The organism is Pseudomonas sp. C2B4, from assembly GCF_013359695.1.
Classification (GTDB): Bacteria; Pseudomonadota; Gammaproteobacteria; order Pseudomonadales; family Pseudomonadaceae; genus Aquipseudomonas.
In genome coordinates this window covers 15226-41629 of the sequence record NZ_JABFMU010000011.1, presented here as the reverse complement: position 1 = coordinate 41629, position 26404 = coordinate 15226, and the positions used below count along the sequence as shown (strand labels likewise).

26 protein-coding genes and 1 tRNA gene are annotated in these 26404 nt (G+C 60.1%); 16 read left to right on the top strand and 11 right to left on the bottom strand.

Annotation, left to right across the window (positions count from 1 at the left end; translation table 11 throughout):
* Positions 1-106 precede the first annotated feature (106 nt).
* Complete coding sequence (locus tag HNQ83_RS10530) at positions 107-997, top strand: transporter (RefSeq protein ID WP_175388885.1); 891 nt, start codon at positions 107-109, stop codon at positions 995-997.
* Positions 998-1121: 124 nt separating this feature from the next.
* Here the strand turns inward: HNQ83_RS10530 and HNQ83_RS10525 are convergent, their stop codons facing one another.
* A complete protein-coding gene (locus tag HNQ83_RS10525) occupies positions 1122-2834 on the bottom strand; it encodes an amidase (protein ID WP_175388884.1) in 1713 nt (570 codons plus the stop codon).
* A gap of 334 nt (positions 2835-3168) precedes the next feature.
* Between HNQ83_RS10525 and HNQ83_RS10520 the strand changes: the two genes are divergently transcribed.
* Both HNQ83_RS10520 and HNQ83_RS10515 read left to right on the top strand, forming a co-directional pair.
* Positions 3169-3243, top strand: a tRNA-Gln gene (locus HNQ83_RS10520).
* A gap of 386 nt (positions 3244-3629) precedes the next feature.
* The gene (locus HNQ83_RS10515) at positions 3630-4730 is read left to right on the top strand and encodes a polyamine ABC transporter substrate-binding protein (protein WP_175388883.1); all 1101 of its coding nucleotides are present in this window, start codon (positions 3630-3632) and stop codon (positions 4728-4730) included.
* 125 nt (positions 4731-4855) lie between these two features.
* Here HNQ83_RS10515 and HNQ83_RS10510 read toward each other — a convergent pair whose 3' ends face one another.
* The 4 genes from HNQ83_RS10510 to HNQ83_RS10495 form a co-directional block, all read right to left on the bottom strand.
* Positions 4856-5314 carry a MarR family winged helix-turn-helix transcriptional regulator gene (locus tag HNQ83_RS10510; RefSeq protein WP_175388882.1) on the bottom strand — a complete coding sequence of 153 codons (459 nt, stop codon included), beginning with the start codon at positions 5312-5314 and terminating at the stop codon, positions 4856-4858.
* A 164-nt stretch (positions 5315-5478) separates the two neighbouring features.
* Positions 5479-5931 carry an Ohr family peroxiredoxin gene (locus tag HNQ83_RS10505; RefSeq protein WP_175388881.1) on the bottom strand — a complete coding sequence of 151 codons (453 nt, stop codon included), beginning with the start codon at positions 5929-5931 and terminating at the stop codon, positions 5479-5481.
* Positions 5932-6001: 70 nt separating this feature from the next.
* Positions 6002-6454 (bottom strand): Ohr family peroxiredoxin, encoded by a 453-nt coding sequence (locus HNQ83_RS10500; RefSeq protein ID WP_175388880.1) that lies wholly within the window; start codon positions 6452-6454, stop codon positions 6002-6004.
* A 341-nt stretch (positions 6455-6795) separates the two neighbouring features.
* On the bottom strand, positions 6796-7704 hold the full coding sequence (locus HNQ83_RS10495; RefSeq protein WP_175388879.1) for a LysR family transcriptional regulator: 909 nt from the start codon (positions 7702-7704) through the stop codon (positions 6796-6798).
* A gap of 99 nt (positions 7705-7803) precedes the next feature.
* Between HNQ83_RS10495 and HNQ83_RS10490 the strand changes: the two genes are divergently transcribed.
* Positions 7804-8553 (top strand): SDR family oxidoreductase, encoded by a 750-nt coding sequence (locus tag HNQ83_RS10490; RefSeq protein WP_175388878.1) that lies wholly within the window; start codon positions 7804-7806, stop codon positions 8551-8553.
* Positions 8554-8561: 8 nt separating this feature from the next.
* Here HNQ83_RS10490 and HNQ83_RS10485 read toward each other — a convergent pair whose 3' ends face one another.
* Genes HNQ83_RS10485 through HNQ83_RS10475 form a run of 3 tightly spaced genes read right to left on the bottom strand, consistent with a single transcriptional unit; the run spans position 8562 to position 9845 of the window.
* Complete coding sequence (locus HNQ83_RS10485; RefSeq protein WP_175388877.1) at positions 8562-8840, bottom strand: Rho-binding antiterminator; 279 nt, start codon at positions 8838-8840, stop codon at positions 8562-8564.
* A 4-nt stretch (positions 8841-8844) separates the two neighbouring features.
* Positions 8845-9105 (bottom strand): DUF2024 family protein, encoded by a 261-nt coding sequence (locus HNQ83_RS10480; RefSeq protein ID WP_175388876.1) that lies wholly within the window; start codon positions 9103-9105, stop codon positions 8845-8847.
* Entirely contained in the window at positions 9105-9845 is a 741-nt protein-coding gene (locus HNQ83_RS10475; RefSeq protein WP_175388875.1) for a hypothetical protein, read from the bottom strand. The genes HNQ83_RS10480 and HNQ83_RS10475 overlap by 1 nt, the downstream gene beginning before the upstream one ends.
* Positions 9846-9978: 133 nt before the next feature.
* Between HNQ83_RS10475 and HNQ83_RS10470 the strand changes: the two genes are divergently transcribed.
* From HNQ83_RS10470 to HNQ83_RS10460, 3 genes are all read left to right on the top strand, one after another.
* A complete protein-coding gene (locus tag HNQ83_RS10470) occupies positions 9979-10533 on the top strand; it encodes a MarR family winged helix-turn-helix transcriptional regulator (RefSeq protein ID WP_372241891.1) in 555 nt (184 codons plus the stop codon).
* 153 nt (positions 10534-10686) lie between these two features.
* Positions 10687-11907 (top strand): helix-turn-helix domain-containing protein, encoded by a 1221-nt coding sequence (locus tag HNQ83_RS10465; protein WP_175388874.1) that lies wholly within the window; start codon positions 10687-10689, stop codon positions 11905-11907.
* A 35-nt stretch (positions 11908-11942) separates the two neighbouring features.
* Complete coding sequence (locus HNQ83_RS10460; protein WP_175388873.1) at positions 11943-12575, top strand: PQQ-binding-like beta-propeller repeat protein; 633 nt, start codon at positions 11943-11945, stop codon at positions 12573-12575.
* 86 nt (positions 12576-12661) lie between these two features.
* Here the strand turns inward: HNQ83_RS10460 and HNQ83_RS10455 are convergent, their stop codons facing one another.
* Entirely contained in the window at positions 12662-14008 is a 1347-nt protein-coding gene (locus HNQ83_RS10455) for a 2-hydroxycarboxylate transporter family protein (protein ID WP_175388872.1), read from the bottom strand.
* A gap of 247 nt (positions 14009-14255) precedes the next feature.
* Between HNQ83_RS10455 and HNQ83_RS10450 the strand changes: the two genes are divergently transcribed.
* A complete protein-coding gene (locus HNQ83_RS10450; protein WP_175388871.1) occupies positions 14256-15173 on the top strand; it encodes a LysR substrate-binding domain-containing protein in 918 nt (305 codons plus the stop codon).
* A gap of 116 nt (positions 15174-15289) precedes the next feature.
* Here HNQ83_RS10450 and leuD read toward each other — a convergent pair whose 3' ends face one another.
* Together leuD and leuC are read right to left on the bottom strand one after the other, a co-directional pair.
* A complete protein-coding gene (gene leuD, locus HNQ83_RS10445) occupies positions 15290-15898 on the bottom strand; it encodes a 3-isopropylmalate dehydratase small subunit (RefSeq protein ID WP_175388870.1) in 609 nt (202 codons plus the stop codon).
* A gap of 3 nt (positions 15899-15901) precedes the next feature.
* The gene (gene leuC / locus HNQ83_RS10440) at positions 15902-17323 is read right to left on the bottom strand and encodes a 3-isopropylmalate dehydratase large subunit (RefSeq protein ID WP_175388869.1); all 1422 of its coding nucleotides are present in this window, start codon (positions 17321-17323) and stop codon (positions 15902-15904) included.
* A 448-nt stretch (positions 17324-17771) separates the two neighbouring features.
* Between leuC and HNQ83_RS10435 the strand changes: the two genes are divergently transcribed.
* From HNQ83_RS10435 to HNQ83_RS10400, 8 genes are all read left to right on the top strand, one after another.
* On the top strand, positions 17772-18458 hold the full coding sequence (locus HNQ83_RS10435; RefSeq protein WP_175388868.1) for an FCD domain-containing protein: 687 nt from the start codon (positions 17772-17774) through the stop codon (positions 18456-18458).
* Between the two features lie 203 nt (positions 18459-18661).
* Positions 18662-19513, top strand: coding sequence for a glycine betaine ABC transporter substrate-binding protein (locus HNQ83_RS10430; protein WP_175388867.1), 852 nt, complete (start codon positions 18662-18664; stop codon positions 19511-19513).
* 174 nt (positions 19514-19687) lie between these two features.
* Positions 19688-20806: a glycine betaine/L-proline ABC transporter ATP-binding protein gene (locus tag HNQ83_RS10425; protein WP_175388866.1), complete on the top strand. Its 1119-nt coding sequence runs from the start codon at positions 19688-19690 to the stop codon at positions 20804-20806.
* Complete coding sequence (locus tag HNQ83_RS10420) at positions 20803-21651, top strand: proline/glycine betaine ABC transporter permease (protein WP_175388865.1); 849 nt, start codon at positions 20803-20805, stop codon at positions 21649-21651. Before HNQ83_RS10425 ends, HNQ83_RS10420 begins: the two co-directional genes overlap by 4 nt.
* Complete coding sequence (locus HNQ83_RS10415) at positions 21648-22499, top strand: proline/glycine betaine ABC transporter permease (protein WP_175388864.1); 852 nt, start codon at positions 21648-21650, stop codon at positions 22497-22499. Before HNQ83_RS10420 ends, HNQ83_RS10415 begins: the two co-directional genes overlap by 4 nt.
* Positions 22500-22883: 384 nt before the next feature.
* On the top strand, positions 22884-23894 hold the full coding sequence (locus tag HNQ83_RS10410; protein WP_175388863.1) for a GlxA family transcriptional regulator: 1011 nt from the start codon (positions 22884-22886) through the stop codon (positions 23892-23894).
* Positions 23895-24135: 241 nt separating this feature from the next.
* Positions 24136-24858 carry a GntR family transcriptional regulator gene (locus HNQ83_RS10405; RefSeq protein ID WP_175388862.1) on the top strand — a complete coding sequence of 241 codons (723 nt, stop codon included), beginning with the start codon at positions 24136-24138 and terminating at the stop codon, positions 24856-24858.
* Between the two features lie 106 nt (positions 24859-24964).
* Positions 24965-26284 (top strand): FAD-binding oxidoreductase, encoded by a 1320-nt coding sequence (locus HNQ83_RS10400; RefSeq protein ID WP_175388861.1) that lies wholly within the window; start codon positions 24965-24967, stop codon positions 26282-26284.
* Positions 26285-26404 lie beyond the last annotated feature (120 nt).

Sequence of the window (26404 nt, the reverse complement as noted above, 5' to 3'; positions counted from 1 at the left end):
ACTGTTTTCCAGTTTGAGGCCGCTTCGCGCCCTAACGGGGATAAATCCCCTCGCCACAAGGGCTCGCTCCCACAGGGACCGATAACAACAATAAAGGTTGAACTGCATGACTCGCACAACAAAAAAGCTGATCGTGACTGCTGCACTGACTGCCTTGCCACTGGTAGCCCATGCCACCGAAGGCGGCGGCACCTCCTATCCATTGGGCGCGGAAAACTACATGTCCGGTGCGATGCCGCCACCGGGTTTCTACGGTCAACTGTTTGTCACCCACTATGAGGCTGACAACCTGCGCGGCAACGACGGCCGCAAACTCCCGGTGGATTTTCGCGTGCGCGCCAACGCCATCACTCCGCGACTGATCTGGGTCAGCGACTACACCCTGTTCGGCGCCAGCGTGGCGCTGCATGCGATCGTGCCGCTGGTGGATTTGAAGGTTGAATTGAATGGCCAGTCGCAAAGCAAGCAAGGCCTGGGCGACATCATTTTCGGGCCGGCACTGGGCTTTCATCACAGCGAAAAATTCCACAGCATCCTCGCCCTGGACATGATCGCCCCGACCGGGCGCTACGACCGTGGCGACCTGGCCAACACCGGGCGCAATTACTGGGTGATCGAGCCGGTCTACGCCATGTCCTATGTCGACCCGAACGGGCTCAACCTCGACGCCAAGATCATGTACGACTTCAACCGCGAAAACCCCGCGACCGACTACCGCTCGGGTCAGGAATTTCATGTCGACTATGCCGTCGGCTGGGGGCTGGGTAATGGCTGGGTGCTGGGTGTCGGCGGCTATTACTACCGACAGACCACCGACGACCGGCAGAACGGCGAAACCATCGAGGACAACAAGGGGCGGTCGCTGGCCATCGGGCCGTCGATCAAATACACCAACAAGGCGGGATGGTTCGTGACGGGGAAGTGGGAGCAGGAGACTGGCGTGCGAAACCGGGCGCAGGGTAATGCGTACTGGATGAAGCTGACTGTGCCGTTTTGACGTCCACCCATTTCGTGGTCACTGCAAAACCTTGTGGGAGCGAGCCTGCTCGCGAAAACGGAGTATCAGTCGCCATGTATGTCGTCTGACACTCAGCCTTCGCGAGCAGGCTCGCTCCCACAGTTTATTTAACGGTTGGCAATGGCGGGGTACGCGGCGGAATCTGCCGCTTGCTTCCGGTGGACTCGAACGCCGCCGCAAAACGCAACAACGCCGAATCGTCATAGGCACGACCGGCAAAGGTCAGCCCGACCGGCATGCCGATGTCCGGCATGATCCCCATCGGCACCGTGACCGTCGGCACGCCCAGGTGGCGGATGGCGAGGTTGCCGTTGGCCACCCAGATGCCGTTGCTCCACGCGATGTCCGCGGACACCGGGTTGACGTCAGCATCCGCCGGGCCAACATCAGCCACCGTCGGGAACAGCACCGCATCGAGGCCCAGCCGATCCATCCAGTCTTCCAGATCGATTTTCCGGGTCTGCTCAAGACCGCGCAAACCGTCGGGCACGGTGGCGATCTGGTCCCAGGGCGTGATGCCGCGCTCGGCCATCTTCACGTACTCGTCCATGCCGGCGGCCAGATCGCCCTCGCGGTTGGGCAACGTGCCCGGGTCGTGAGGGAAAATCAGCGGGCCGTCGACGTCCACCAGACGGTTCAGTTTCGGGTCGCCGTTGGCTTGCAGGAAATCATCGAACGCCCAGGCCGTCAGGTCCCACAGTTCATGGTGCAGGAACTCCTTGGACACGATCCCGCGATTGAACACGGTCGGCGCGCCGGGGCGATCGCCTTCGCAATTGGACACCAGCGGGAAATCCACTTCGAGCACTTCGGCACCGGCGGCTTCCAGGGCCTTGCGCGCCTCTTGCCAGAGGCCAACCACCGAAGGACGGGTGTTGATGCGTTGCCCGGTCGGGCCACCGATACCGGGCGCTTCGCTGGTGCCCGCTTCGGGATCAGCGTTGATGTACATCTTCGGAATGCCGAAGCGCTTGCCGGCCAGCGAGTCGGACTTCACGGCCAACTCCAGATAGGAAGCAGGGCGCACCGAGGCCACGCTCGGAATCGGCACCCAGGGTTGCAGGCGCCACAGGTCGCCACGGGTATCCGGGTCCTCGGCCACCACCACATCGAGGATTTCGAGCAGGTCGGCCATGGTCCTGGCAAACGGTACGACCACGTCCATGGTCGGCGTCAGCGGCCAGTTGCCGCGTACCGAAATCACACCCCGTGAAGGCGTATAGGCGCACAACCCGTTGTTCGACGCCGGGCCGCGACCGCTCGACCAGGTCTCTTCGGCCAGGCCGAAGGCGGCGAAACTGGCGGCAGTGGCCGTGCCGGCACCGTTCGACGACCCCGAGGCGAACGGGGCGGTGAGGTAGTCGGCGTTATACGGGCTCTCGGCACGGCCATAGACCCCGCGTTGCATGCCGCCGTTGGCCATGGGCGGCATATTGGTCTTGCCCAGGCAGATGGCGCCGGTGGCGCGCAGACGCTCGATGGTGAACGCATCGCGACAGGCCACCAGGTCCTTGAATGCAGGACTGCCGGAAGCGGCGGTCAGGCCCTTCACCAGATAGCTGTCCTTGGCCGTGTAAGGAATGCCATCGAGCGGCCCCAGCAGCTCGCCCTTGGCCCGACGGGCATCGGAGGCCTGCGCTTCTTTCAGCGCATCCGGGTTGCGCACCACCACGGCATTGAGCGCGGTCGGGGTGTCGGGGCCGTCATAGGCGTCGATGCGGGCGAGGTAAGCCTCAACCAGCTCGACCGACGTGGTCTGGCCGGATTCAAGCGCAGCGCGCAGTTGGGCAATGGAAACTTCAGTGACTTCGATCATGCGGACAGTACCGGCAGCAGAGGGGAAATACGGTGAGTGTTTGCCTGGCGGGGGAGCTTGAGCACAGGAACTTCACTTCTCTTTAAAGGTTTTTCATAACATTACTGGTTGCACAGCCTTACGCGACAGAGGCGGGATTTCAACCTTGGCGTTGAATTTTTTTAACTGCAACGGGAACAGGTCTACTAACAAGTTGCTGTTTTAAAAGAAAAATTGTGGGTAGGGGGCTTCCCAGACGAAACAAAAGTTGATAAATTTCCGCGCATTCCAGCACAGCCCCTTAAACAGGTTGTGAATCAGGAGTCGAATGCCAGGCATTCAGCGCAACATTTGCAGGGGCGTCGCCAAGCGGTAAGGCAGCAGGTTTTGATCCTGCCATGCGTTGGTTCGAATCCAGCCGCCCCTGCCATCTTCAAGAAACGCCAGTTCCGATCGGGACTGGCGTTTTTTTATGCCCCAATTTCCTGTAGGAGCGAGCTCTGCTCACGATGGACGTCAACGATAACGCGGGCATCCTGAAACCCGCGGTGTCCTTGGGTCCATCGCGAGCAGAGCTCGCTCCTACAGGGAGAACCATCCGGTCACCGATATTGGCCATATCGATCTCCTTTTGGCCTGCCTCACGCTGTGAACCGTCTAGGCTGTCAGCAAGAATCGAGATCGGGTTGCGGACTCAGCAGCGCCGACCGAATCCATAACCAGAGTCTTGATCTTTTTTGCCCTTGGCCGTTCTTGCGGTCACTGCCGTCTACAAAACAGAAAATAATCAACGAGCTGACATTGGGGAACTGATCCATGGAAACCATGAAACGCATCCTGGGCGCCACGGTTTGTGGGCTGACGCTGCTGGCCAGCGCGGTGCAGGCCGAAACGCGCGAGTTGAGGGTCTACAACTGGGCGGATTACATCCTGCCGTCCGTGCCCAAGGACTTTGCCGAGAAAACCGGCATCAAAGTGACCTGGGACACCTTCGACACCAATGAGTCCCTGGAAGCCAAGCTGCTGACCGGCAACTCCGGATACGACCTGGTGGTGCCGTCGAACCAGTTCATCGAAACCCAGATCAAGGCGGGCGTGTTCCAGAAACTCGACAAATCCAAGCTGCCCAACTGGAAGCACCAGGACCCGGCACTGCTCAAGCTGCTCGACGCCAACGACCCCGGCAACCAGTACGGCGTGCCTTACATGTATGGCACCGTGCTGATCGGCTTCAACCCGGCCAAGGTCAAGGCGGCGCTGGGCGAGAATGCGCCGGTGGACAGCTGGGATCTGGTGTTCAAGCCGGAAAACATGGAGAAGCTCAAGTCCTGCGGCGTGGCCATGCTCGACTCGCCTTCGGAAATCCTGCCGCTGGCCCTGCATTACCTGGGTCTGGACCCGAACAGCCAGAACCCGGACGACTACGAAAAAGCCAAGGCACTGATGCTGAAGGTTCGCCCCTACGTCACCTACTTCAACTCGGCCAAGTACATGACCGACATCGCCAACGGTGATATTTGCGTGGCCATCGGTTACTCCGGCAGCTTCTATCAGTTTGGCAATCGCGCCAAGGAGGCGGGTAACGGCGTGGTGGTCGATTGGCGCTTGCCGAAGGAGGGCGCACCGATCTGGTTTGATACCTTCGCCATTCCGAAAAGTGCGAAGGACGTTGACGAAGCCCACGAATTTCTCAACACCTTGCTCGACCCGAAAGTCATCGCGCCCATCAGCGACTTCCTCGGTTACCCCAATGCCAACAAGGACTCGCTGACGCTGATCAACAAGGACATCACCGGCAACCCGAACCTCACTCCGACCAGCGAGGCGCTGGCCACGCTTTATGTCGTGCAGCCGTTGCCGCAGAAACTGGAGCGGGTGCGGACGCGGGTGTGGACGGCGATCAAATCGGATAAATAAGGCTCGTACAAGCAACCCCCTGTGGGAGCGAGCCTGCTCGCGAAGACGGCGGCACATTCAACATCAATGTTGTCTGGCACACCGCCTTCGCGAGCAGGCTCGCTCCCACAGTCGTTCAACTGTTACTACTTATCGGCATTCGTCGTGCGAATCAGGTTGTTGCGCAACGCCACGATCGCCTGCTGCATTTGCACGAAGTCATCCGGATCAAGACCGGTTTGCGGGAAGCCGTCTTCGGTCAATTCCGAGCGCAGGTTTCGACCTTCCTTCGTCAGGCTGATCCGCACCTGGCGTTCATCTTCCGGGTCGCGCTGACGCAGCAGATACCCCATCGCCTCAAGCTTTTTCAGGATCGGCGTCAGGGTGTTGGATTCGAGAAACAGCTTTTCACCGAGGCTGCCAACGGTCTGGTTGTCCTCTTCCCATAGTGCAACCAGGGTGATGTATTGCGTGTAGGTCAGTCCGAGCCGCTCGAGCATCGGCTTGTAGGCTTTGCCGAACGCCAGGTTGGTGGAATAGACCGCAAAACACAGGAAATCGGAGAGCTTGAGATCCAGGGCGGAGGGCTTGTCGGTGGTTTTCATGGGCATTCTCATTGGCCAATCTTGCAAGACTGAAACTATACGTCGGATGCGATGGTGTCGGAAGTGCTCGAATCCCTGGCCGCCATCACATTGACCTTGCAGACCTGTAAATGCCGACGACCGGTTCGCCAGGGCTGACCCTGTCGAACCGGCCGTGCGGTGTGTTACTCGGTAATGACATTCAGGGCGACATCAATGTTGCCGCGGGTTGCCTTGGAGTACGGGCAGATGGCGTCCGCCTTGTGCGCCAGTTCGGTGGCGACGCCATGGTCCAGGCCCGGCGCGCGCAAGGTCAGGCGAGCCTGGAGGAAGTACTCCGCTCCGGTCTGGCCCAGATCGACTTCGATATCGACCGCCAGATCCGCTGGCAGTGTCACCTTCGCCTGTTGGGCGGCCAGGCCCACCGCGGCGATGTAGCAGGCCGACCAGGCCCCGGCGAACAGTTGCTCGGCTTTCGGGTGTGGCTGGACGCCGCTGAACACGTGCGCCGGTGTTGCGTTGCCCGGCGACGACAGTTCGATGTCGAGGCTGCCGTTATGCCCGCGTGAAGTGGAGCCACTGCGGCTGTGGGTGGTGTGGGTTTTGCCGGTGGCCAGTACTTTTTCAATCTTGCTCATGATGATTTCCTCAGGTTTTCCGTCTGTTATGTTCGTGTGCGCTAACATCGCATGCGATATTAATGATGCATCAAGCCGTGATTACGTTCAGGGCAACGTCGATGTTGCCGCGTGTGGCTTTGGAGTAAGGGCAGATGGAGTCGGCGATGTGGGCAAGTTCTGTCGCGACATCGTGAGCCAGGCCCGGCACGCGCAGGGTCAGTCGAGCCTGAAGGAAGTAGGCCGGACCCGTCTGGCCCAGGTCGACTTCGATGTCGACGGCCAGGTCCGCTGGCAGCACGATGTTGCGTTCCTGGGCGACCAGGCCGACGGCGGCGGTGTAGCAGGCCGACCAGGCACCGGCGAACAGTTGCTCGGCTTTCGGGTGTGGCTGGGTGGCGGCGAATACGTGGGCCGGTTGGGCAGAACCGGGCGACGACAGTTCGATATCGAGGTTGCCATTATGGCCACGCAGGGTGTTGCCAGCACTGCTGAGGGTGGTGTGGGTCTTGCCGGTGGCCAGGACTTTTTCGATCTTGCTCATGGGTGAATCCTCGATGGTGCAATCAGGTTTGATTTAGTATCGTGTGCGTTTAGATCGCATCCGATGTAAGTGATACTCCCGCAGAACCCTATCGGCGTCAAGGGGTATTTTTGTAGTCGGGCGACGAAAGGTCGGAGGCGGGAGTGTGATGAGTTTGTTTGCGATCCAAATGTGGGAGCGAGCCTGCTCGCGAAAGCGGTGGCCCTCTCAGCATGGATTTTGGATGCAATGGACTCTTCGCGAGCAGGCTCGCTCCCACAGGAGATCCCAGGCGCTCAGATCTTCCCCTCAACCGTAGAATCTCCCAAAGGCAATCGGGTCAGCTCAGAACCCGGGCGCGATCAGAGGGCGGGCGAATGTCCAGTCAACCGCTGCAACTCCCGCTGCACAAAATCCGCAAACAATTTGATGCGGATCGGTGTCAGCGTGCCAAAGGCGTGCAGCGAATGAATCGCCCGGGTTGGCAGCGGGTGATCGGCCAGCACTTGCATCAAGGCGCCTGAATCCAGGTCTTGCTGCACCGTGCATTTCATCAGGTAGGCCACACCCATGCCGCCAAGCGCGGCGGCGCGCAGGCCGAAGCCCGAGTCCAGGCCGATGCGCCCACGGGGGACCAGGGTTTCACCGTCGGCAAAGACGATGGGCAGGGTCCGACCGTTCAACTGGTAGCGCACGAAGGGCAGGGCACGGAGTTCTTCGATGGAAGTCGGGTTGCCCCATTCATCGAGGAACGCCGGTGAGGCCACCAAGGCCATGTCGAGTTGGGTGAGCGTGCGGCTTTTCAAGTCGCTGTCAGCGAGGGGGCCGACCCGGAAAATCACGTCGTAACCTTCGCGAATCAGCTCCACACGGTGATCAAGCAACGTCAGGTCCAGCTCCAGCTCGGGGTGATCGGCGAGGAACACCGAACTGATCCGCGGCATCAGCAATCGCCCGAGTTCGCTGGGCATGCTGACCCGCAGGTGACCGCGCGCATCGCCGGTGTCTCGCAGGGCATCGGCGGAGTCATCGATGGCTTGCAGCAATGGCGCGACGCGCTCGAAAAAGGCCTTGCCCTCGGGCGTGAGGCTGAGCATTCGCGTGGAGCGGCGGAACAGCTTGGCATTGAGCTCTGTCTCCAGCCGGGCAATGCTTTTGGAGATGGCCGAGGGCGTGGTCCCGGCGTTGCGCGCGGCGGCGCTGAACGAGCCGGCTTCGACCGCGCGGACGAAGGCCATCAGGCTGGCCGACTGGTTTAGCAGACTCGACATTTTGTGACTCCGCAGCACAAGAGATGTGCCGTTTGCAGGACTGTTTGGCTGGATGTGCGCGACATGATACTGCGCGCCTTCAACCAGCGGAGTCAGCAGATGCAACGTCTTAAAGGAAAGGTCGCGGTGATCACCGGCGGCAACAGCGGTATTGGTTTGGCTTCGGCCTGCCTGTTCGCCAAAGAGGGGGCGCAAGTGATTGTCACGGCTCGTCGGCAAGCGGTACTGGACGACGCCGTTCGCCAGATCGGCCATGGCGCCGTCGGTATCAAGGGCGATGTCGCCAGCCTGGAGCACCATGGCGAGGTGGCCGAGCACGTCCGCGAGCGATTCGGCGGGCTGGATATCTACATGGCCAACGCCGGGGTCGTCATCTCGACGCCCTCGCAGGAGGTCACGCCGGAACTGTTCGACGCGCAATTTAACATCAACACCCGTGGCGTGTTCTTCGGCGTGCAATCGATCCTGCCGGTGCTGCGCGACGGTGGCAGCATCATTTTGACCAGCTCCCTCGCCGCGACAAAAGTGTTCGAGGGGCATGCGGTGTATGCCGGTTCCAAAGCGGCCATCGGAGCCTTTGCGCGCTATTGGGCGCTGGAACTGCGAGCGCGGCGGATACGCGTCAACGTCCTGAGCCCGGGTCCGGTCGACACCGCGATCATCGGCAAGCTGGGAGTTTCAGAGGAACAGCGTCCCGGTTTCATGCAGATGATGGCGGACATGATTCCTGCCGGTCGCGTAGGTGAGGCCGATGAGTTGGCGCAAGCGGCGCTCTACCTCGCGTCCAGCGACAGCTCGTACGTCAACGGCATCGAGTTGCACGTGGACGGCGGCATGTCGCTGGTCTGAATCGGCAATCAGAAGGTGCAGACCGCATCGGAAAATGCCACCCGGCCGAACTGCGCATTGGCGTCCAGCGGCGTGATGGCCAACAGTTGGTCCAGACGGACCTCCTGTTGGCCATCAGCCGTTTCCAGGCAAAGGAATTCCTCCTTGCTGCTGGCGGTCCGTGTGGTCAGCGCCTTGGCTTGCAATCGCGCGCCATCCTTGAGTTCAATATCCAGTCGATAACCGCGCAGACAGGCGATCTCCAGGTAGTCATGCAGGTCGCAGTTCAAGGGCTGATAGGTGTTCATGGCGTTACTCCCGGCAACCTTGCAGTTTGAGGATGAAGTAGCCTTGTTGGGCGATCGCCGCGGCCACTTGTGGATTGGACGGTTCGACGTGGCAGAACTGGCATCTGTCCTGGGCAATATCTTCGTCCTGAACGCCTTGTTCATCAAGGAACCGGCGGGCATAGGCTTTCGCCAGATCGGGGTCGTTATCCTCGATCAACACATCGAAGTGCAGGTAGCGGCCGTCTTTGGTGCGTACATGGGTATCGAAGACCTTGATGCTCATTATTGGCTCTCCTTCAGTTTCCAGGTGCCTGGCAACGACAGGTCGCCGGAGGCAATGTCATAGACGCTGCTGACGCACAGCAACGGGTTGTGCAGGTCGGCATTGACCTTCAATGCAGCGGTGACGCCGTCGTAGTTGAAGCTTTCCGGGAAACCGACTGCCGCCAATGGCACCCGGATTTTCGCCGCGTTTTTCTCGACGCTCAGGTCATAGCCGGGAGAGTCGATGTAAATGGGCGCCCCCGGCCAGGTCGCTGGCAATTTGGGCTTGGCGTCCTTGGGAATGTCGCGGACTTTCAAACCGCCAGGCCCGCAGCTTTCATCCTTGGTCAGCACCACCCAATGGGAGTGCCAGAGACCGCCGTCGTTGTCCTTTTTGCCGTCCTTGTTTTCGTCCAGTTGCGGGGTGTCATCGAAGTCCGGGTGCGAGGTCAGCGCCAGGGCGAGGATGCCGGATTGGCCTTCAAAACCGACGGCGGAGCTGTCGAGGCTGGTGGGCCAGACATAGCTGTAGACCTCGGCCCCGGCGAATGAGCCTTTGGCGGTCGGCATGCGACTGCCGGCCTTGCCATCGACCAGTTGCTCGAACACCAGGTTGCTGCCCTCCTTGAAGACACGGGTGTTGACCAGGTCGAAGGCGGCGTCGGCCTTGCCTTTGGCGCTTTGAATACCTTGCGAGTCATGGGCCCAGGCCTGGGAAGCCAGCAGGGCGCCGAGGCTCAGTGCCAGTGCGCTTTTCATGGATGTCTCCGTTGCAAAATGGGTTGAATAACTGTTTCGAATCGACACCATAAAGCCTACGGTAAGGTATGCTTTTGTCAATAAGGTTTTTATCCGATACTATTTGTCAGCGTCATTAATCAGGAATTGCCCCGTGTTATTTGATCTGCTGGAAAGGTTGTCGAGCCTGACGCGTGTCTGGTTTCGCGAGCACCCGATGTTGACGGACCTGCAGCCGATTCAGCTGAGTGCGCTGATGTACCTGGGCCGCTGCAATCGTTATTCCGATACGCCATTGGCAGTGACCGAGTATCTGGGGCTGACCAAAGGCACGGTGTCGCAATCGCTCAAGGCCCTGGAAAGCAAGGGGCTGCTGGTCAAACGGCCGGATGCCCGGGACAAGCGCAGCGTGCACCTGGTGTTGACCGAGCCTGCCCAGGCGCTGTTGGACGCCGTGACGCCACCGGATTTTCTGGTGGCCGCCGCCGGGCGCATGGGGACTGATGCAGGGGTGCTGGAGGGTTTGCTGCTGGAGTTGTTGCGCAATATTCAACAAAGCGAAGACGTGCCGGGATTCGGGTTGTGCCGGACATGCCGTTTCCATCAGACGGTGGCGGGTGGGGCGTTTTGTGGATTGACCCAGGAGCCGTTGGCGCCACGGGAAATCGAGCTGATTTGTCGGGAACATCAAACGTCCGAGCCGGTATAAGCAGGGCTATCTTCGCTGTTTTCGAAGGCCACATCGCGGGCAAGTCGGATCGCCGCACCGCCGCGATGGCGTCAGTACAAGCAAAGCCAGTCTCAAGAGATAGACTCAACAGCGACCATCCAACGCTGGAGTGACACTCATGGCAGAACCGCAATGGACTCGCTGATCACCGCCGCCGCCCAAGCACTCGCTGCCGGCGATCCCCTCGGCGCGCTGGACCGGGTCGCGTTGCGCGAAGACGCACCGGCGCTGGCGCTGCGCGGGATCGCCATGGCACAACTGGGTGATCTGGCGCGGGCCAAGGCGCTGGTACGTCGGGCGGTACGGGCGTTCGGGCCGAAAGAGGCGGTAGCCCGTGCGCGGTGCATTGTCGCCGAGGCCGAGATCGCGTTGGCATCCCGTGACCTCGGTTGGCCCGTGAACGCACTGGATGCGGCGCGGCTCGTGCTGGAGGCCCATGGCGACCTGACGAACGCTGCCCATGCGCGCTACCTGGATATCCGCCGCCTGTTGCTGATCGGCCAGCTGGAGGAGGCGCAGGAAAAACTCGCCCGACTGGACCCGGCCATCCTGCCTCCGTCATTGCGGGCCACCCATGAGCTGGTCGTGGCGGGGATCGCCATGCGGCGCCTGCATTCGCAAACGGCACGTGCCGCCCTGGCCAGGGCCGAGCTCGCCGCCCGGCAATCCGGGATTCCCGCCCTGATGGCGGAAGTCGACGGTGCCGTTCAATTGCTCGACAGTCCCGCCGCACGGTTGATGTCCCGGGGGCAAGAGCGACCTTTATTGATCGACGAAGTAGAAGCGCTGCTGGCCTCGACATCGCTGGTGGTGGACGCCTGCCGATACGTGGTGCGTGGCGCGGGCATGTCGGTGTCTTTATCGACGCGGCCGATCCTGTTCACCCTGGCCCGAGCACTGGCCGAAGCCTGGCCCGATGACGTGCCGCGAGAAACGCTCATCACCCGGGCCTTTCGCCTCAAGCTCAGCGATGAATCCCTTCGCGCCCGTTTGCGGGTCGAAATCGGGCGATTGCGCGGGGCGCTGAAACCCCTTGCCGGTGTGACCGCCACCCGACGCGGATTCGTGTTTGTCCCGCAGGTTTCCTCCGACGTTGTACTGCTCACTCCCCCCGTCGAAGAGAAATACGCAGCGGTGTACGCCTTGCTCTGCGACGGTGAAGCCTGGTCGAGTTCGGGGCTGGCACTGGCGCTGGGTAACAGCCAGCGCACCGTGCAACGGGCCCTCGATACGCTGGCCGCCCAGGGCAAGGTGCAATCGTTCGGGCAGGGGCGAGCCAAGCGTTGGCTGACCCCGCCGGTCCCCGGTTTCGCGACGACCTTGTTACTCCCGGTTCCGCTGCCCGGTGGCTAGGATGAACGCCACCACCCCTGTTGAGGAACACCAACATGAAACAGTCAGCCGCCGAAATCCTCCGCGAATATGGACCCTTTGAAGGTGTCGATCACGTGCATGGCCTGACCTGGGACGGTCGGCAGGTATGGTTTGCCAGTGGCGAAAAACTCAATGCCCTCGACCCCGACAACGGCAAGCCCGTGCGTTCGATTGACGTCGCCGCCCATGCCGGCACCGCCTTCGATGGCAAGCATCTGTTCCAGATTGCCGAGGACCGCATCCAGAAAATCGACCCCCAGACCGGCCGCATACTCTCCACGATCCCGGCCCCCGGGGGAGGCAACGATTCAGGCCTGACCTGGGCCGAAGGCACGTTGTGGGTCGGGCAGTACCGCGAACGCAAAATCCATCAGATCGACCCCGAGAATGGCGCGATCCTGCGGACCCTCGAATCCAACCGCTTCGTCACCGGCGTGACCTGGGTCGAGGGCGCGCTGTGGCATGGCACCTGGGAAGGCGATGAAAGTGAACTGCGTCGGATCGATTCGAACACCGGCGAGGTGCTGGAAAGCCTGAAGATGCCGGCCGGCATCGGTGTGTCGGGGCTTGAGTCCGACGGTGGCGAGCGGTTTTTCTGTGGCGGTGGTGGCAGCGGGAGGGTGAGGGCGGTGCGTCGTCCGACATAATGTTCCGGCCCCTGAACCCAAATGGAAAATGGTGCTCTGCGTGAGGGCGAGCACCATGGGGCGAACCAGTTTTTACCCGCACAGATTCAAGCGAAGGCCTTCAACAACACCGTTGCCAGAATCACCGTCGAAGCCCCACCAATCCGCGTCGAAATCTGCGCAAACGGCATCAGCGACATCCGGTTCGAAGCCGACAGAATCGCCACATCCCCGGTCCCGCCCAAGCCACTGTGGCAGCAGGTCACGATGGCGGATTCGATGGGGTACATCTTCATCAGGTTGCCGATGAAGAAACCCGCCACCGTCATCGAAACCACCACCGACACGCAGACCAGCACGTACCCCACCGAGAACACTTTCACCACGCTGTCCAGCGGCACGTAGAGCATGCCCAGGCCGATCATCACCGGCCAGATGAAGGCCGAGGACACCAGTTTGTAGAAGGTGTTGGCGCCTTTTTCGAGTTTTTCCGGCAGCACGCGGACGTACTTAAACAGCACGGCGGCGAGGATCATCATCACCGGGCCGGGGATGCCAACGACTTTTTCCAGCAGGCCGCCGAGGACGAAGAAGGCGCAGATCACCAGCACGCCGGCGCCCATGACGCGGAAGTCGACCGTGGAACTTGTGTCTTCCTTGACCTGGAATTTGTCGTTCTCGGCCTTGGCGCGAATCAGTGAGCCTTCGCCGTTGATGCCGGGGCGTTTCAGCGCCAGGCGAGCCAGGTAGCCGGCGCAGATGATCGCGGCGATGTTGCCGACCACGGCGGCGGGGGCCAGTTGGGCGACGTAGATGTCCGGTGTGCCGCCGAGGATCGCCGAGTAGGCCAACGACAACGGCAGGATGCCTTCGCCAATCCCGCCGCCAATGATCGGCACGATGATGAAGAAGAAGGTGTGGTGCAAGCTGTAGCCCACCAGTTTGCCGACAATCAGCCCGCTGGCAACGGCGGCGAGGGTGCCCACCAGCAGCGGGATGAACATGCGCAGCATGCCCTGGACCAGGATGAAGCGGCTCATGCCCAGAATACTGCCGACCACCAGGCTGGCGATCACGAAGTACAGGAAGTTGGCCTCCTTCATCAGCATCTTGGTCGCGTCAATCGTCGCCGGGCCGAAGAAACCGTAGAACACCAATATCGACGGCAGCATCAGGCAAAGGATGGCGCCGCCGCCGATTTCCTTGAGGATCGGCAGGCGTGAACCCAGTTGGCCGAAGAACACGCCCATGGTCATGATCACGGCGAGGCCACCGATCATGTTCTTGGGCAGGTAACCCAGGTGGGCCGAGAGGTAAACGATCAGGGCGATGCCGAGAAACACCGGCAGGGGGATGACGCCGATTTCATAGGCGCACAGGTTGCGCAGGCGTTGCAGAAAACCGCCGGCACGGACGTCTTCGATTTTCAGGGACTGCTCATAGGACTTGTTCATGTCGCTATTTCCTCATGTTTGTTTTTATCGAGGATTCAGGAACTACGGCTAAAACGGGTTCGGCTTGATTCCCTGTAGGAGCGAGCCTGCTCGCGATGGTCTTTAACGATGACGAGGGCTGTCTGGATGAACACGGCGCCCTCACGACCATCGCGAGCAGGCTCGCTCCCACAATGTTCAGTTGTGGCCCGGTAGATCGATGGTATCCTTCGCAAATAACGTGATAAACAGCGAAAGTATGAGGCGTATGAACACGAATCGTGATCAATTTCCCTTGCCTGAAGACCTCAAGGTTTTTCTCACGGTCGTGCGAAAAAATGGTTTCGCCAGTGCCGCTGAAGAGCTGGGTTATTCGCCGGCCTACATCAGCAAACGCATTTCGGTGCTGGAAACGACGCTCTCGACCCGGCTGCTGCACCGCACCACACGGCGGATTGCGTTGACCGACGACGGCGAACGGGTGCGGGTGTGGGCCGAGAAGTTGCTGGGGGACTTCGACGATTTTGTCGGTGAAATCTCCGAGGCGCGCCACCAGCCCATGGGCTCGTTGCACATCTGCAGCAGCTTCGGTTTCGGCCGCAATCACGTCGCGCCGGCGATCTGCAAACTGTCGCAGACCTATCCGAAACTGGAGATTCGTCTGGACGTGTTTGATCGCGTGGTCGATATCGTCGGCGAGGGTTTTGATCTGGAGATTCGTGTCGGCGATGACCTGCCGGGTCAGCATTTGGGCCGCAAGCTGGTGAGCAACCGGCGCGTGCTGTGTGCCACGCCCGAGTATCTGGAACGGCGGGGCATGCCTCGTTCACTGGATGACTTGAAAGACCATGATTGCCTGGTGCTCAAGGAACGTAACAACGCCTTCGGTGTGTGGAACCTGACCCGCAATGGTCACGAAGAGTCGGTGCGCGTCAGCGGCCCGTTGTCCTCCAACAGCGGCGAGATCGTGCTGGAGTGGGCCTTGAGCGGCGGCGGCATCTTGTTGCGCTCGATGTGGGACGTCAAACCGATGCTGGAGCAAGGGCGGTTGGTGCAGGTGCTGCATGACTACACCCAGAGCGCCAACGTCTGGGCGGTGTATCCGACACGGCTCAGCCAGTCGGCGAAGTTGCGGGTGTGTGTGGAGTTTCTGGAAGAATACTTCCGTGATCTGTCTGTCGATTGATGAGCCCTCTGTGGGAGCGAGCCTGCTCGCGAAAGCGGTGTATCAGGCGGCATTAACGTCGACTGACACAGCCTATTCGCGAGCAGGCTCGCTCCCACAGGTACAGCGTACTGCTGTCAGGCTAGCCAGGGATTGTCCGCCAGATGCCGCGCTTCAAAACGGCGAATCTGCTCGGCCCGTTGCAGCGTCGTGCCGATGGCATCCAGCCCCAGCAGCAACGACTGTTTGCGCAACTGATCGATCTCGAACGGGATCACGCTGCCGTCAGCCAGTGAGAGGGTTTGCTCCGGCAGGTTGACGCTGATCCGGGCTGTCGCTGCATCACCGACCACGGCGGCAACCTGCTTCAGTTGAACCTCCGACAGCTGAATCGCCAACACCCCGTTACGCTGGCAGTTATCGTAGAAAATCCCGGCGAAGCGGGTGCCAATCAAGGCCCTGATCCCCACTTGCTTGAGCCCCCAGACCGCGTGCTCGCGACTGGACCCGCATCCAAAGTTGGGACCGACGACCAAAAAGGCTGCATCGTTCCAGGCTGGCTGGTTGAGGACGAAATCGGGGTTGGGCTCACCGGATGCCAGAAAGCGCAAATCAAAGAACAGTCCCCGATCCAGTCCCTGGCGATCGATGCCCTTGAGGAACTGCTTGGGCATGATCACATCGGTGTCAATATTGGCAGCCAACAGTGGGGCGGCGCTGCCGCTGACCGTAGTGAAAGGTTGCATGGTTCAAGCCTCCAGAGCGAATGAGCGGACGTCGGTCAAATGCCCGCTGATCGCGGCAGCCGCGACCATGGCGGGGCTCATCAAGTGGGTGCGTGCACCGGCACCCTGACGACCTTCGAAATTACGGTTGGTACTGGATGCGCAACGGTCGCCGGGCGCGAGCACATCGTCATTCATGGCCAGGCACATCGAGCAACCGGATTGCCGCCATTCGAAACCGGCGTCGAGGAAAATCTGCGCCAGCCCCTCGTTTTCAGCCTGATTGCGAACCAGTGTCGAGCCGGGAACGATCATCGCCCGCACATGAGCGGCCACGCGCTTGCCACGCACGACGCGGGCGACATCCCGCAAGTCTTCGATACGCGCGTTGGTGCAGGAACCGATGAAGGCATGGCTGATGACCACGTCACTCAACGGCATACCGGGCGCCAGGCCCATGTAGTCCAGGGCGCGTTGCATGCCCTGGCGCAGAATCAGGTCCGGCTCGGTGGCCGGGTCCGGCACATGGCTGCCGACCGGTGCAGCCTGATCGGGGCTGGTGCCCCAGGTGACCATGGGTTCCAGAGTGCCGACATCGAGGGTGACTTCGCGGTCGAACACCGCGCCTTCATCGCTATGGAGTGCTCGCCATTTGGCAACGGCCCGGGTCCATGTCTCGCCCCGAGGCGCACGCGGCTTGAGTTGCAGATAAGCGAACACCTTCTCATCCGGCGCCATGAATGCGCCCCTGGCGCCAGCCTCGACAGCCATGTTGCAGATGGTCATGCGCGCTTCGACGCTGAGGTCGCTGATCGCCGGGCCCGCGAATTCAATCGCATAACCGGTGGCGCCCGAGGCACCTATTTTTTCGATCAGGGCCATGATGATGTCCTTGGACGTCACGCCGCTGCCGAGCAGGCCGTTGACGGTCACGCGCATCGTCTTCAGGCGTTTGTAGACCAGGGTTTGCGATGCCAGCAGGTGCTCGATTTCCGAGGTGCCGATACCGAAGCCGAAAGCGCCCAGGGCCCCGTAGGTAGTGGTGTGGCTGTCACCGGCGGCGACCACCATGCCGGGCAGGATAAAACCCTGCTCGGGGGCGACGACGTGTTCGATGCCCTGGCGCTTGTCCAGCACGTCGAACAGTTCGATGCCGAAGTCGCGGCAGTTTTCTTCGAAGTACGAAACCTGTCGGGCACCGCCGGCGTCGGGCATCGTCGCGATGCGGGTTGGGGTCGTGGGGTTCACGTGGTCGACCACGGCCAGTGTCGCGCCCGGACGCCAGACCTTGCGTCCCGACTCGCGTAGGCCGCTGAACGCCTGCGGGCTGGTGTATTCGTTGGCCACCTGGCGATCGATGTACAGCAGCACGTGGCCCTGATCGTCGAGTTCGCAAACGGTGTGGCTGTCGATGTGCTTTTGGTAGAGCGTTCTGGGGCAGGTCATGGAGTGGGCTCTTTTTCAGTCTTGTGCGAGATCACGGGTTTCTAACGTAGGGATAGAATATTCGTCGCGAATCCTGCATCAAGGCGCAATAAGTGATGCCTTTGCGCACGCATTGTGAATAATCGCTTCTGCGTCTGAATGACGAATATGGCGTTGGTGCTCCCGAACCTGTCGCGCAGGGGCAACCCTTTCTGTGGCGTGGCCCACTACCGGCCGGACAGGCCATTCAATCCGCGACAGAAAACATTCCTGTTAGCGACCATCCCGATTCCATCACTCAAATCCAAGCCCCTGTTTTTAAAGGGCTGGAGAGATTTTGCATGTGTGTTCTTACAGTATTTTCTGTGTATACATAAAAAATACAAAGCATTGACGGTACCCGAAACCCGTGCGAATCTGATTTCAACAACACGCCAAAGCGCTGATTCGACTGCCCCGGAGGTCTTTTGTGAAAAACGGCAAGAGCACTCTTTATGACGACCTCAAGCGTCAGATCCTCACCATGGAACTGGACCCCGACGAGGCGCTGGACGAGGTGGCGATCAGCGAGCGCTACGGGCTTTCACGGACCCCGGTGCGTGAAGTGTTCCGGCGGCTGGCGGGCGAGGGCTACATCGATATCCGGGAGAACCGCGGCGCGCGGGTGATCCCGATGAACCACTCGACGCTGCGCAACTTCTTCCTGGTGGCGCCCATGGTCTACGCCGCGATCGGTCGCTTGGCGGTGCAGAACTTCAAGGCTCATCAACTGGCCGACCTCAAGGAAACCCAGCGCCGTTTCCGCGCCGCGACGGTGTCCCGCGATGCGCTGATGATGGTGGTGGAGAACAATCGATTCCACGCGATCATGGGTGAAATGGCCGGTAACCAGTACCTGGAACCGAGCCTGGAACGATTGCTGATTGATCATGCCCGGATCGGCCATACGTTTTTCCGTCCTCGCGACGAGGACACCGAGAAACGCCTGGAACTTTCAGCCGAACATCACGATTCATTTATTGTCGCCATCGAAAATCGCGACGAGAGCGCTGTGGTGGATCTGGTGTTTGAACATTGGGAACTTTCTCGCGAAAACATGGAAATGTTTATTGCACCTCAAGGGATGAAAGCGGACCTGATGTATTTATCCAAATAGTATTTGGAGATATTGATCCCGGCCCGATCAATATAAGTAAGTGCCCAAGTGGCACACGGCATTGAGTGTCAACTCTGACAAGAGCAGGGCAGAGCTGACAGGCAATAAACGCTGAACCGGATGGTGGACGAAAAGTTTCACGCCACGGGCTTCTATTGTTTAGAGGCTGATAAAAACAGATTGATTGAAAATCGAGGAACGCCATGAACAAGTTTTTTAAGGCAGTTTGCGCGGTCGCGCTTATGGGCATGTTCATACTGCCTGTGCAAGCGGAAGAGAAGACCATCACGGTCGGTACCCTGTCATGGGAAGACTTGACGCCCATTACCGGTATTACCAAGAAGGTGCTTGAAGACTCCGGCTATACGGTCAAGGTCATCGAATTCTCCGAGTGGGGCATTGCCTACGCGGCACTGACCAAGGGCGATATCCAGATACTGGCCTCGCAGACCGACTATGCGGCGCAGGATTACTGGAACAAGAACAAGAACCGCCTGGAAAAACTGTCGCCGGTGTCCTATGGCCTCTACCAGGCAATCGCGGTGCCCAAGTACGTCGACATCGACTCGCTTGAACAGCTCAATGACAACGCCGAGAAGTTCGGCGGAAAGATCATCGGTATCGAACCGGGCTCCGGCCTGATGAGTGATGCCACCAAAGCGGTCAAGGACTACGGCATCAAACTGCAACTGCTCGAAGGCAGCACCGCGGCGATGACAGCGGCCCTGAAGTCGGCGGTGGATCGCAAGGAGTGGGTGGCGGTGACCGTATGGGAACCGTCCTGGATGGCGCAAAAGTTTGATCTCAAGTTCCTGAAAGATCCAAAAGGCGTATTCCCGCCGCCACAAGGCTACTACTGGATCGGACATAAGGGTTTTACCCAGGAATACCCGCATGCCCGTGAAGTCATTGCCAGTGTTTATGTTCCGCTGGGCGATATCACCAACATAAATGGCCAGGTTAAAGACGGGAAAAGCATGGAGCAGGCGGTCAACGACTGGACGACCAAAAATGCTGACCTGTTGAAGCGCTGGGAAAATATTAAGAAGCCATAATCCTTGTAGGAGCGAGCTCTGCTCGCGATGGACTTGAAGGCACCGTGTTCATTCAGGCAGCCCTCGTAATCGTTAACGACCATCGCGAGCAGAGCTCGCTCCTACAGTAGTCATGCCACTGCCGAGTTTTGATCAATTAGAAAAACCAGCAAAACTGGTTCAATAGGCAAACAAATGAATACGGTCAAAATAGACACTAACGAAGTGCTCGTGGATTGTCAGTCAGTCTGGAAAATCTTCGGTCAGAACGCCAAGGCAGCGATGGATGCTGTGGTGCAAAAGGGACTCAGTAAAACCCAGATCCTGCAGGATTATGGCTGCGTGGTCGGGGTGTCCGATGTCAGTCTCCAGGTTCGTCGCGGCGAGATCTTTTGCATCATGGGGCTGTCCGGCAGTGGCAAGTCCACCCTTATCAGGCTCCTCAACAAGTTGATTACGCCCAGCTCCGGGAAAGTGTTCGTCAAGGGCAACGACCTGGCCGCACTGTCTCCCGCGAAATTGCGGGAAGTCAGGGCACGTAACATCGGCATGGTGTTTCAGAGCGTCGCCTTGCTGCCCAATCGCACGGTGCTGGAAAACACCGCGTTCGGCCTGGAAGTGCAGGGTGTCGGCAAAGCCGAGCGTTATCAGGTGGCAGAGCGGGCGCTGGCCAAGGTCGGTCTGACTGATTGGGCCTCACGCTACCCCAGTGAATTGTCGGGCGGGATGCAGCAGCGGGTGGGGCTGGCGCGGGCCATTACCGCCGACCCCGAAGTGATCCTGATGGATGAACCCTTCAGTGCACTGGATCCGCTGATTCGCCGGCAACTGCAGGATGAGTTCCGGCAGTTGACCAAGGAACTGGGCAAATCTGCGGTGTTCATTACCCACGACCTGGAAGAGGCGATCCGCATCGGCGATCGCATCGCGATCATGAAGGATGGCGTGATCATCCAGGTCGGCACCGCCGAGGAGATTGTCCTGAATCCGGCGGATGATTATGTGGCGGAGTTTGTCGCCGGCATTTCCCGCCTGCACCTGGTCAAGGCCCATTCGGTCATGACCCCGGTGGCGGCGTACCAGGCAGTCAATCCGTCCTGCGATCTGGCGCGATTGCCCAAAGCCTCCACCGAAGCCGACATCGACGAGCTGATCGGCCTGACCACGCAAACCAATCTCGAAGCCATCGCCGTGGTGAAAAACGGCGCGGTGGTGGGGGTGATCACCCCGCGCGATCTGCTGCGAGGCGTGCAAGGTCTGCCGAATGAAGTTGCGGCTGAACACGCGGCCACCGTCCTGGAGGCATCGACATGAGCACGCCCGATTTTTCCTCGCAGTTCGACTCGGTCGTCGACTCCGGCCTGGAGTGGCTTTCCGAACACGGTGAATGGCTCTTCGAATCAGCCAACACGGTGCTGGAAGGCGTTTTCAAAGGTGTGCAGTGGTGCCTGGCGTATCCGCCGTACTACGTCATTGCAATCGTTATCGGCCTGATCGGCTGGCGTATGGTGGGGGTTCGCTTTGCCGTGCTCTCGACCCTGGCATTGCTCGCCTGCGCCATGATCGGCCTGTGGCCGGAAACCGTCAGTACGCTGGCACTGGTGCTCACGGCCACGGTGCTGGCCTTGATCGTCGCGGTGCCCTTGGGCGTGTTGGCGGGCCTGGCGCCGGTGTTCGATCGCGTGGTCGATCCTTGCCTGGACCTGATCCAGACCATGCCCCCCTACATTTACCTCCTGCCGGCGATCGCGCTGCTGGGCTACGGTCCTGCTACCGCGCTGCTCGCCACCTTTATTGTGGCGGTGCCGCCGGCGCTGCGCCTGACGTCCCTGGGCATTCGCATGACGCCCAAGGAGTTCATCGAACTGGGCGAGGCCAGCGGTGTCACCGGCTTGCAGATGTTCTTCAAGATTCGCCTGCCGTTCGCCATGCCCAGCATCATGGCCGGGGTCAACCAGAGCCTGATGATGGCCTTCGGCATGGTGGTGATCGCCGGAATTGTCGGCTCCGGTGGCCTCGGCGAATCGATCTACGGCGCCGTGCGTACCCTTGATATCGCCAAGTCGATCAACGCGGCGATTGCCATTGTGATTCTGACCATGATCCTCGACCGGCTCGCCCAAAGCGCAGCGCAGTCGCGGATGGGAGACAGTCAATGAGCCTCCTGGATTTGCGTTTCTCTCCCGGCGCGTTTCTCGCCCCTGGCATCGATTGGTTGAATGCCAATCTGCACGGTCTGTTCGTGCTGATCAGCAAAGTGATCGAGACCACCCTGGGCGGCATCGAAACCGCGTTGCTGGCACCGTCGCCCTACGTGTCGATCGCGGTTGTCGTCGTGCTGGCCTTTATCTTCGCCAGCCTGCGGGTGGCGATCTTTGCCGGGCTGATGTTGGCGTTCTGCCTGTTTTCGGGGCTGTGGGTGGCGTCGATGCAGACCATTGCCCTGGTCTCGGTCTCGGTGCTGATCTCGGTGGCGATTGCCTTTCCCCTGGGCGTGCTGGCGGCGCGGGTCAAGCGTGTGGACGCGGCGTTCCTGCCGATTCTCAACGTGATGCAAACCGTGCCGCCGTGGGTGTACCTGATTCCGGCCGTGATGTTGTTCAGCCTCGGCCGCGTGCCGGCGATCATTGCCACCATTGTGTATGGCATCCCGCCGATGCTGCGCTTGACCACCCTGGCGTTCAAGCAACTGCCCAAGGACCTGCTGGAACTGGGCCAGGCGCTGGGTGCTTCGCCACGCTCGATTCTGTTCAAGATCGAATTACCGACCGCAGCGCCGACGCTGTTGGTCGGGCTGAACCAATGCATCCTGCTGTCGTTGGCGATGGTGGTGTTGGCGGGGCTGGTGGGCGCCGGTGGTCTTGGCGCCGAAGTCACCCGCGGGCTGACCCGCATGGAAATGGGCCTGGGGCTACGCGCCGGTCTGGCGATCGTTGCGGTCGCGCTGCTGCTCGATCGCTTGTCACGCGGCGCCTTGCAGCGTCATTCGCCACGGCAGATGGTTTAAGGGTGTGGGTGTGGGTGTGGGAGCGAGCCTGCTCGCGAAGGCGGTGGGCCTGGCACATTGATGTTGGCTGTGCCGGCTTCTTCGCGAGCAGGCTCGCTCCCACAGATGATCTGTGTTGTACGCACAATGAGTGTCCGCCGAAGTTCCTTGTGGGAGCGAGCCTGCTCGCGAAAGCGGTGTGACAGTCAACATCAATGCTGAATGTTGCACCCCCTTCGCGAGCAGGTCCGCTCCCACAGGGATTAGTCCTGAATCAAGTGGTACTACCCACTTGCCCACGGCGTTCATTTTGCGTAAACAGGCCACTCACCGAACCCGGTCAGGAGTAGCAGCCATCAAGGCGTTAAATCACATGTTCGTCATCACGACGAAGCGAGGCGTGCGTTGGTAGAGCGGCGTCAGTTCAGCGGTGCCATGAAGGGTAAGAACCTGCGTTACCTCAATGAGCACGAAGGCCAGTCGGTCCGGGCCCGGGCGGGATTCCTGCTGCTGGAGCATTTTTCGTTGCCGGCGTTCACCCAGGCGCTCGACACCGTCATCACGGCCAACCTGTTGCGGCCCGAGCTGTTCTCGACGAAAACCTTTGGCTTGACCGAAGGGGAAGTGATCAGCGACCTGGGGTTGGTGATCCGACCCGATGCCTGCCTCAGTCATGCCGAGATTCAGGCGCTGGATCTGCTGGTGGTGTGTGGCGGCTACCGTACCGCGCTCAAGGCTGACGAGGCGTTGATCAACCTCCTGCATGACGCAGCCGAACAGGGGGTTACGTTAGCGGGGGTATGGAATGGCGCCTGGTTCCTCGGGCGAGCCGGCCTTCTGGACGGCTATCGCTGTGCGATTCACCCGGAACACCGGCCAGCACTGGCGGAAATCGCCAAGCTCACGCAAGTCACCAGCGAAGCGTATGTGGTGGACCGCGACCGCCTGACGGCCTCCAGTCCAAACGGCACCTTCTATATGGCGCTGGAGTGGATCAGGGGATTGCACGACAAAGCGTTGACCGACGGCATCGAAGACATCCTGGCCTTCGAGGCGTCCCGTTACCGGCGCATTAAACCCTCGCTCAATGCCTCGGTGTGTGGTCCGTTGCGTGAGGTGGTCAACCTGATGGACGCCAACCTCGAAGAGCCGCTGGAAATGGAAGCGCTCTGTGAATACGCGGGCCGCTCCCGCCGCCAGATCGAGCGCCTGTTCAAGGAACAACTGGGCACCACGCCGCAGCGCTATTACATGGACTTGCGCATCACGGAAGCGCGTCGCCTGTTGCAGCACACCACCTTGAGCATCGTCGAAGTATCGGTGGCCTGTGGCTTCGTTTCGCCCAGCCACTTCAGCAAGTGCTACAGCTCGTATTTTGGCTATCGGCCGTCGAAGGAAACGCGGCTGGTCAAGTGATCGCCTGATAGCGCTTGGAGGCCGAGATTTTGTAGGAGCGAGCAAGCTCGCTCCTACAAAAGGCCGGCGTTGATACCGTCGTTTTTCACCTCAAATCCACTCCCCAACAACCGCCCATCACCTGCCATTGAGCCCTGTTTCTTTTGTGTATTTTAATTGTAGACACAAAGAATAACGTTGTTTTATAGTGCGAATACAGGTAGTAGACAGTGCTCACTCACCCGTACGAAGGTTTCTGAAGATGGCCACAAAAGAACTCGATCCGCAGGCTGGCAACGAATTGCCTGTAGACCGTAAAGCTGTGTTGGGCGAAGCGCTGCGGCGGCGGATCCTGAGCATGGAACTGGCACCTGGCGCAGTGGTGGATGAACTGGCCTTGTGCGACGAGTTCGGGTTGTCTCGCCCACCGGTGCGTGAGCTGATGCGGCAGATGTCGGCCGAAGGCTATATCGATCTTGAAGCCAATCGCGCTGCGCGGGTTTCGTCGATGAACTATCAATCGCTGCGCAGCTTTTTCCTCGCGGCACCGCTGATCTACATCGCCACCACCCAACTCGCCGCCAGCCACGCAACGGCTGCCGAGATTGTCGAGCTCAAGCGCATCCAGGCGCTGTTCCGTATCGCCATCGAAGAAAAGGATGTCGAGAAGCGCGTGCTCTACAACGACGAATTCCACCTGCAGATCGGCAAGATGGCGCACAACGCTTACCTGATGCCGAGCTTGCAGCGCCTGCTGATCGACCATGCGCGGCTGGGCAAGATCTTCTATCGCCACCCGACCACCGTCGATATGCAGCAAGACCTGGAAGTGGCAGCCCAGCAGCATGACGAAATGATCAGCGCCATTGAACACCATGATCCGGTTCTGGCCGGGGATATCGTGCGCGCGCATCTGGAGCTGTCCCGTCGACGGATGTCCGAATACGCCGCGCCGGAAGGATTGGAAGTGGCACTTACTTACTAAAGGCACTACCGGTTGCACGGGCGGAACCACCATTCACTCCGTGATGGGATCGTGCCGAAGGGAAGCTTTTAGTACTCACAACTATAAAAGAACCCAGGTCGCGAACATGACAAAGATCAGATACACCCCGGCAGACGACTCCACCTGTGGCTGGTTCCACTTGAGTCCGCCCCGAGTGGCCCGTGCGTCCCATTCGGGCATCCGTTCGGCACGCTGGGTGGTGGTGGGCGCCGGGTTCACCGGATTGGCGGCGGCGCGGCAGTTGGCGCTGAACTTTCCGGATGACGAGATCGTGTTGATCGAAGCGCAAGAGGTCGGCTACGGCGCTTCCGGAAGAAATGCCGGGTTCGCCATCGACCTGCCACACGATATCGGCGCGGACGATTACATCGGCGACATCAAGACCGCGAAGATCAGCATGGAGTTGAACCTGACCGGGCAATCGATCTTGAAGGGCCTGGTGGAGAAGCACCGGATCCAGTGTCAGTTCAGCATGTGCGGCAAGTACCAGGCGGCCATCGAGGACCGCGGCATCGCGGTGCTGGATGCCTATCGCCGTGGCCTGGACAAGCTCGGTCAGGATTACGAAATGATCGAAGAGAAGGACTTGCCCAAGCACATTGGCACGCACTTCTATCGCAAGGCCTTGTTTACGCCGGGCACCGCCCTGATCCAGCCGGCGGCCCTGGTCAAAGGCCTGGCCGACAGCCTGCCGGCCAACGTCACGCTGTATGAAAACACCCCGATTACCGAAGTGGAGTATGGCGACAAGACCATCCTCACCCACAAGAACGGTCGGATCGTTGCCGACAAGCTGCTGCTGACCAATAACGCCTTCGCCATGAGTTTCGGCTTCTTGAAAGGGCGCATGTTGCCGATCTTCACCTACGCGAGTCTGACCCGGCCGCTGACGGACGCAGAACAGACGCGCCTGGGTGGCCGGCCCTACTGGGGGGTGATTCCCGCCGACCCTTTCGGCACCACACTGCGCCGGACCACCGACAACCGCCTGCTGGTGCGCAACAGCTTCAGCTTCAATGCCGATGGACGCAGCCATGCCAAGTACCTGCAGCGCTTCAACCAGCGGCATAAAGAGTCGTTCGAGCGCCGCTTCCCCATGCTTCCGGACGTCAATTTCGAGTACACCTGGGGTGGCTCGCTGGCGCTGTCGAGGAATCACATGGCGCACTTCGGCCAGTTGAGCGACAACGTCTATGGCGCACTGTGCTGCAACGGACTGGGGGTCACGCGGGGGACGGTCACGGGCACGCTGCTGGCCGACTGGCTGGCGGGCAAACGCAATCATCTGATCGACTTTCTGTTGTCCTCCCCGGGACCGAACAGAAATCCACCCGAACCCATACTCTCGGCAGGTGTAAACATGAACCTTCTATGGGGACAGTGCCGCGCCGGAAAGGAAAGCTGATCCAGTAATACGCTAGTTAGATACGTTCGAATTTAAACGATCGATTGGAAGTTGTGAGTGCTGTTGGCGCGTCCATGGTGGCTCACGGTTTTTGATCGCGACGGCTTTCGTTTGCCTGAA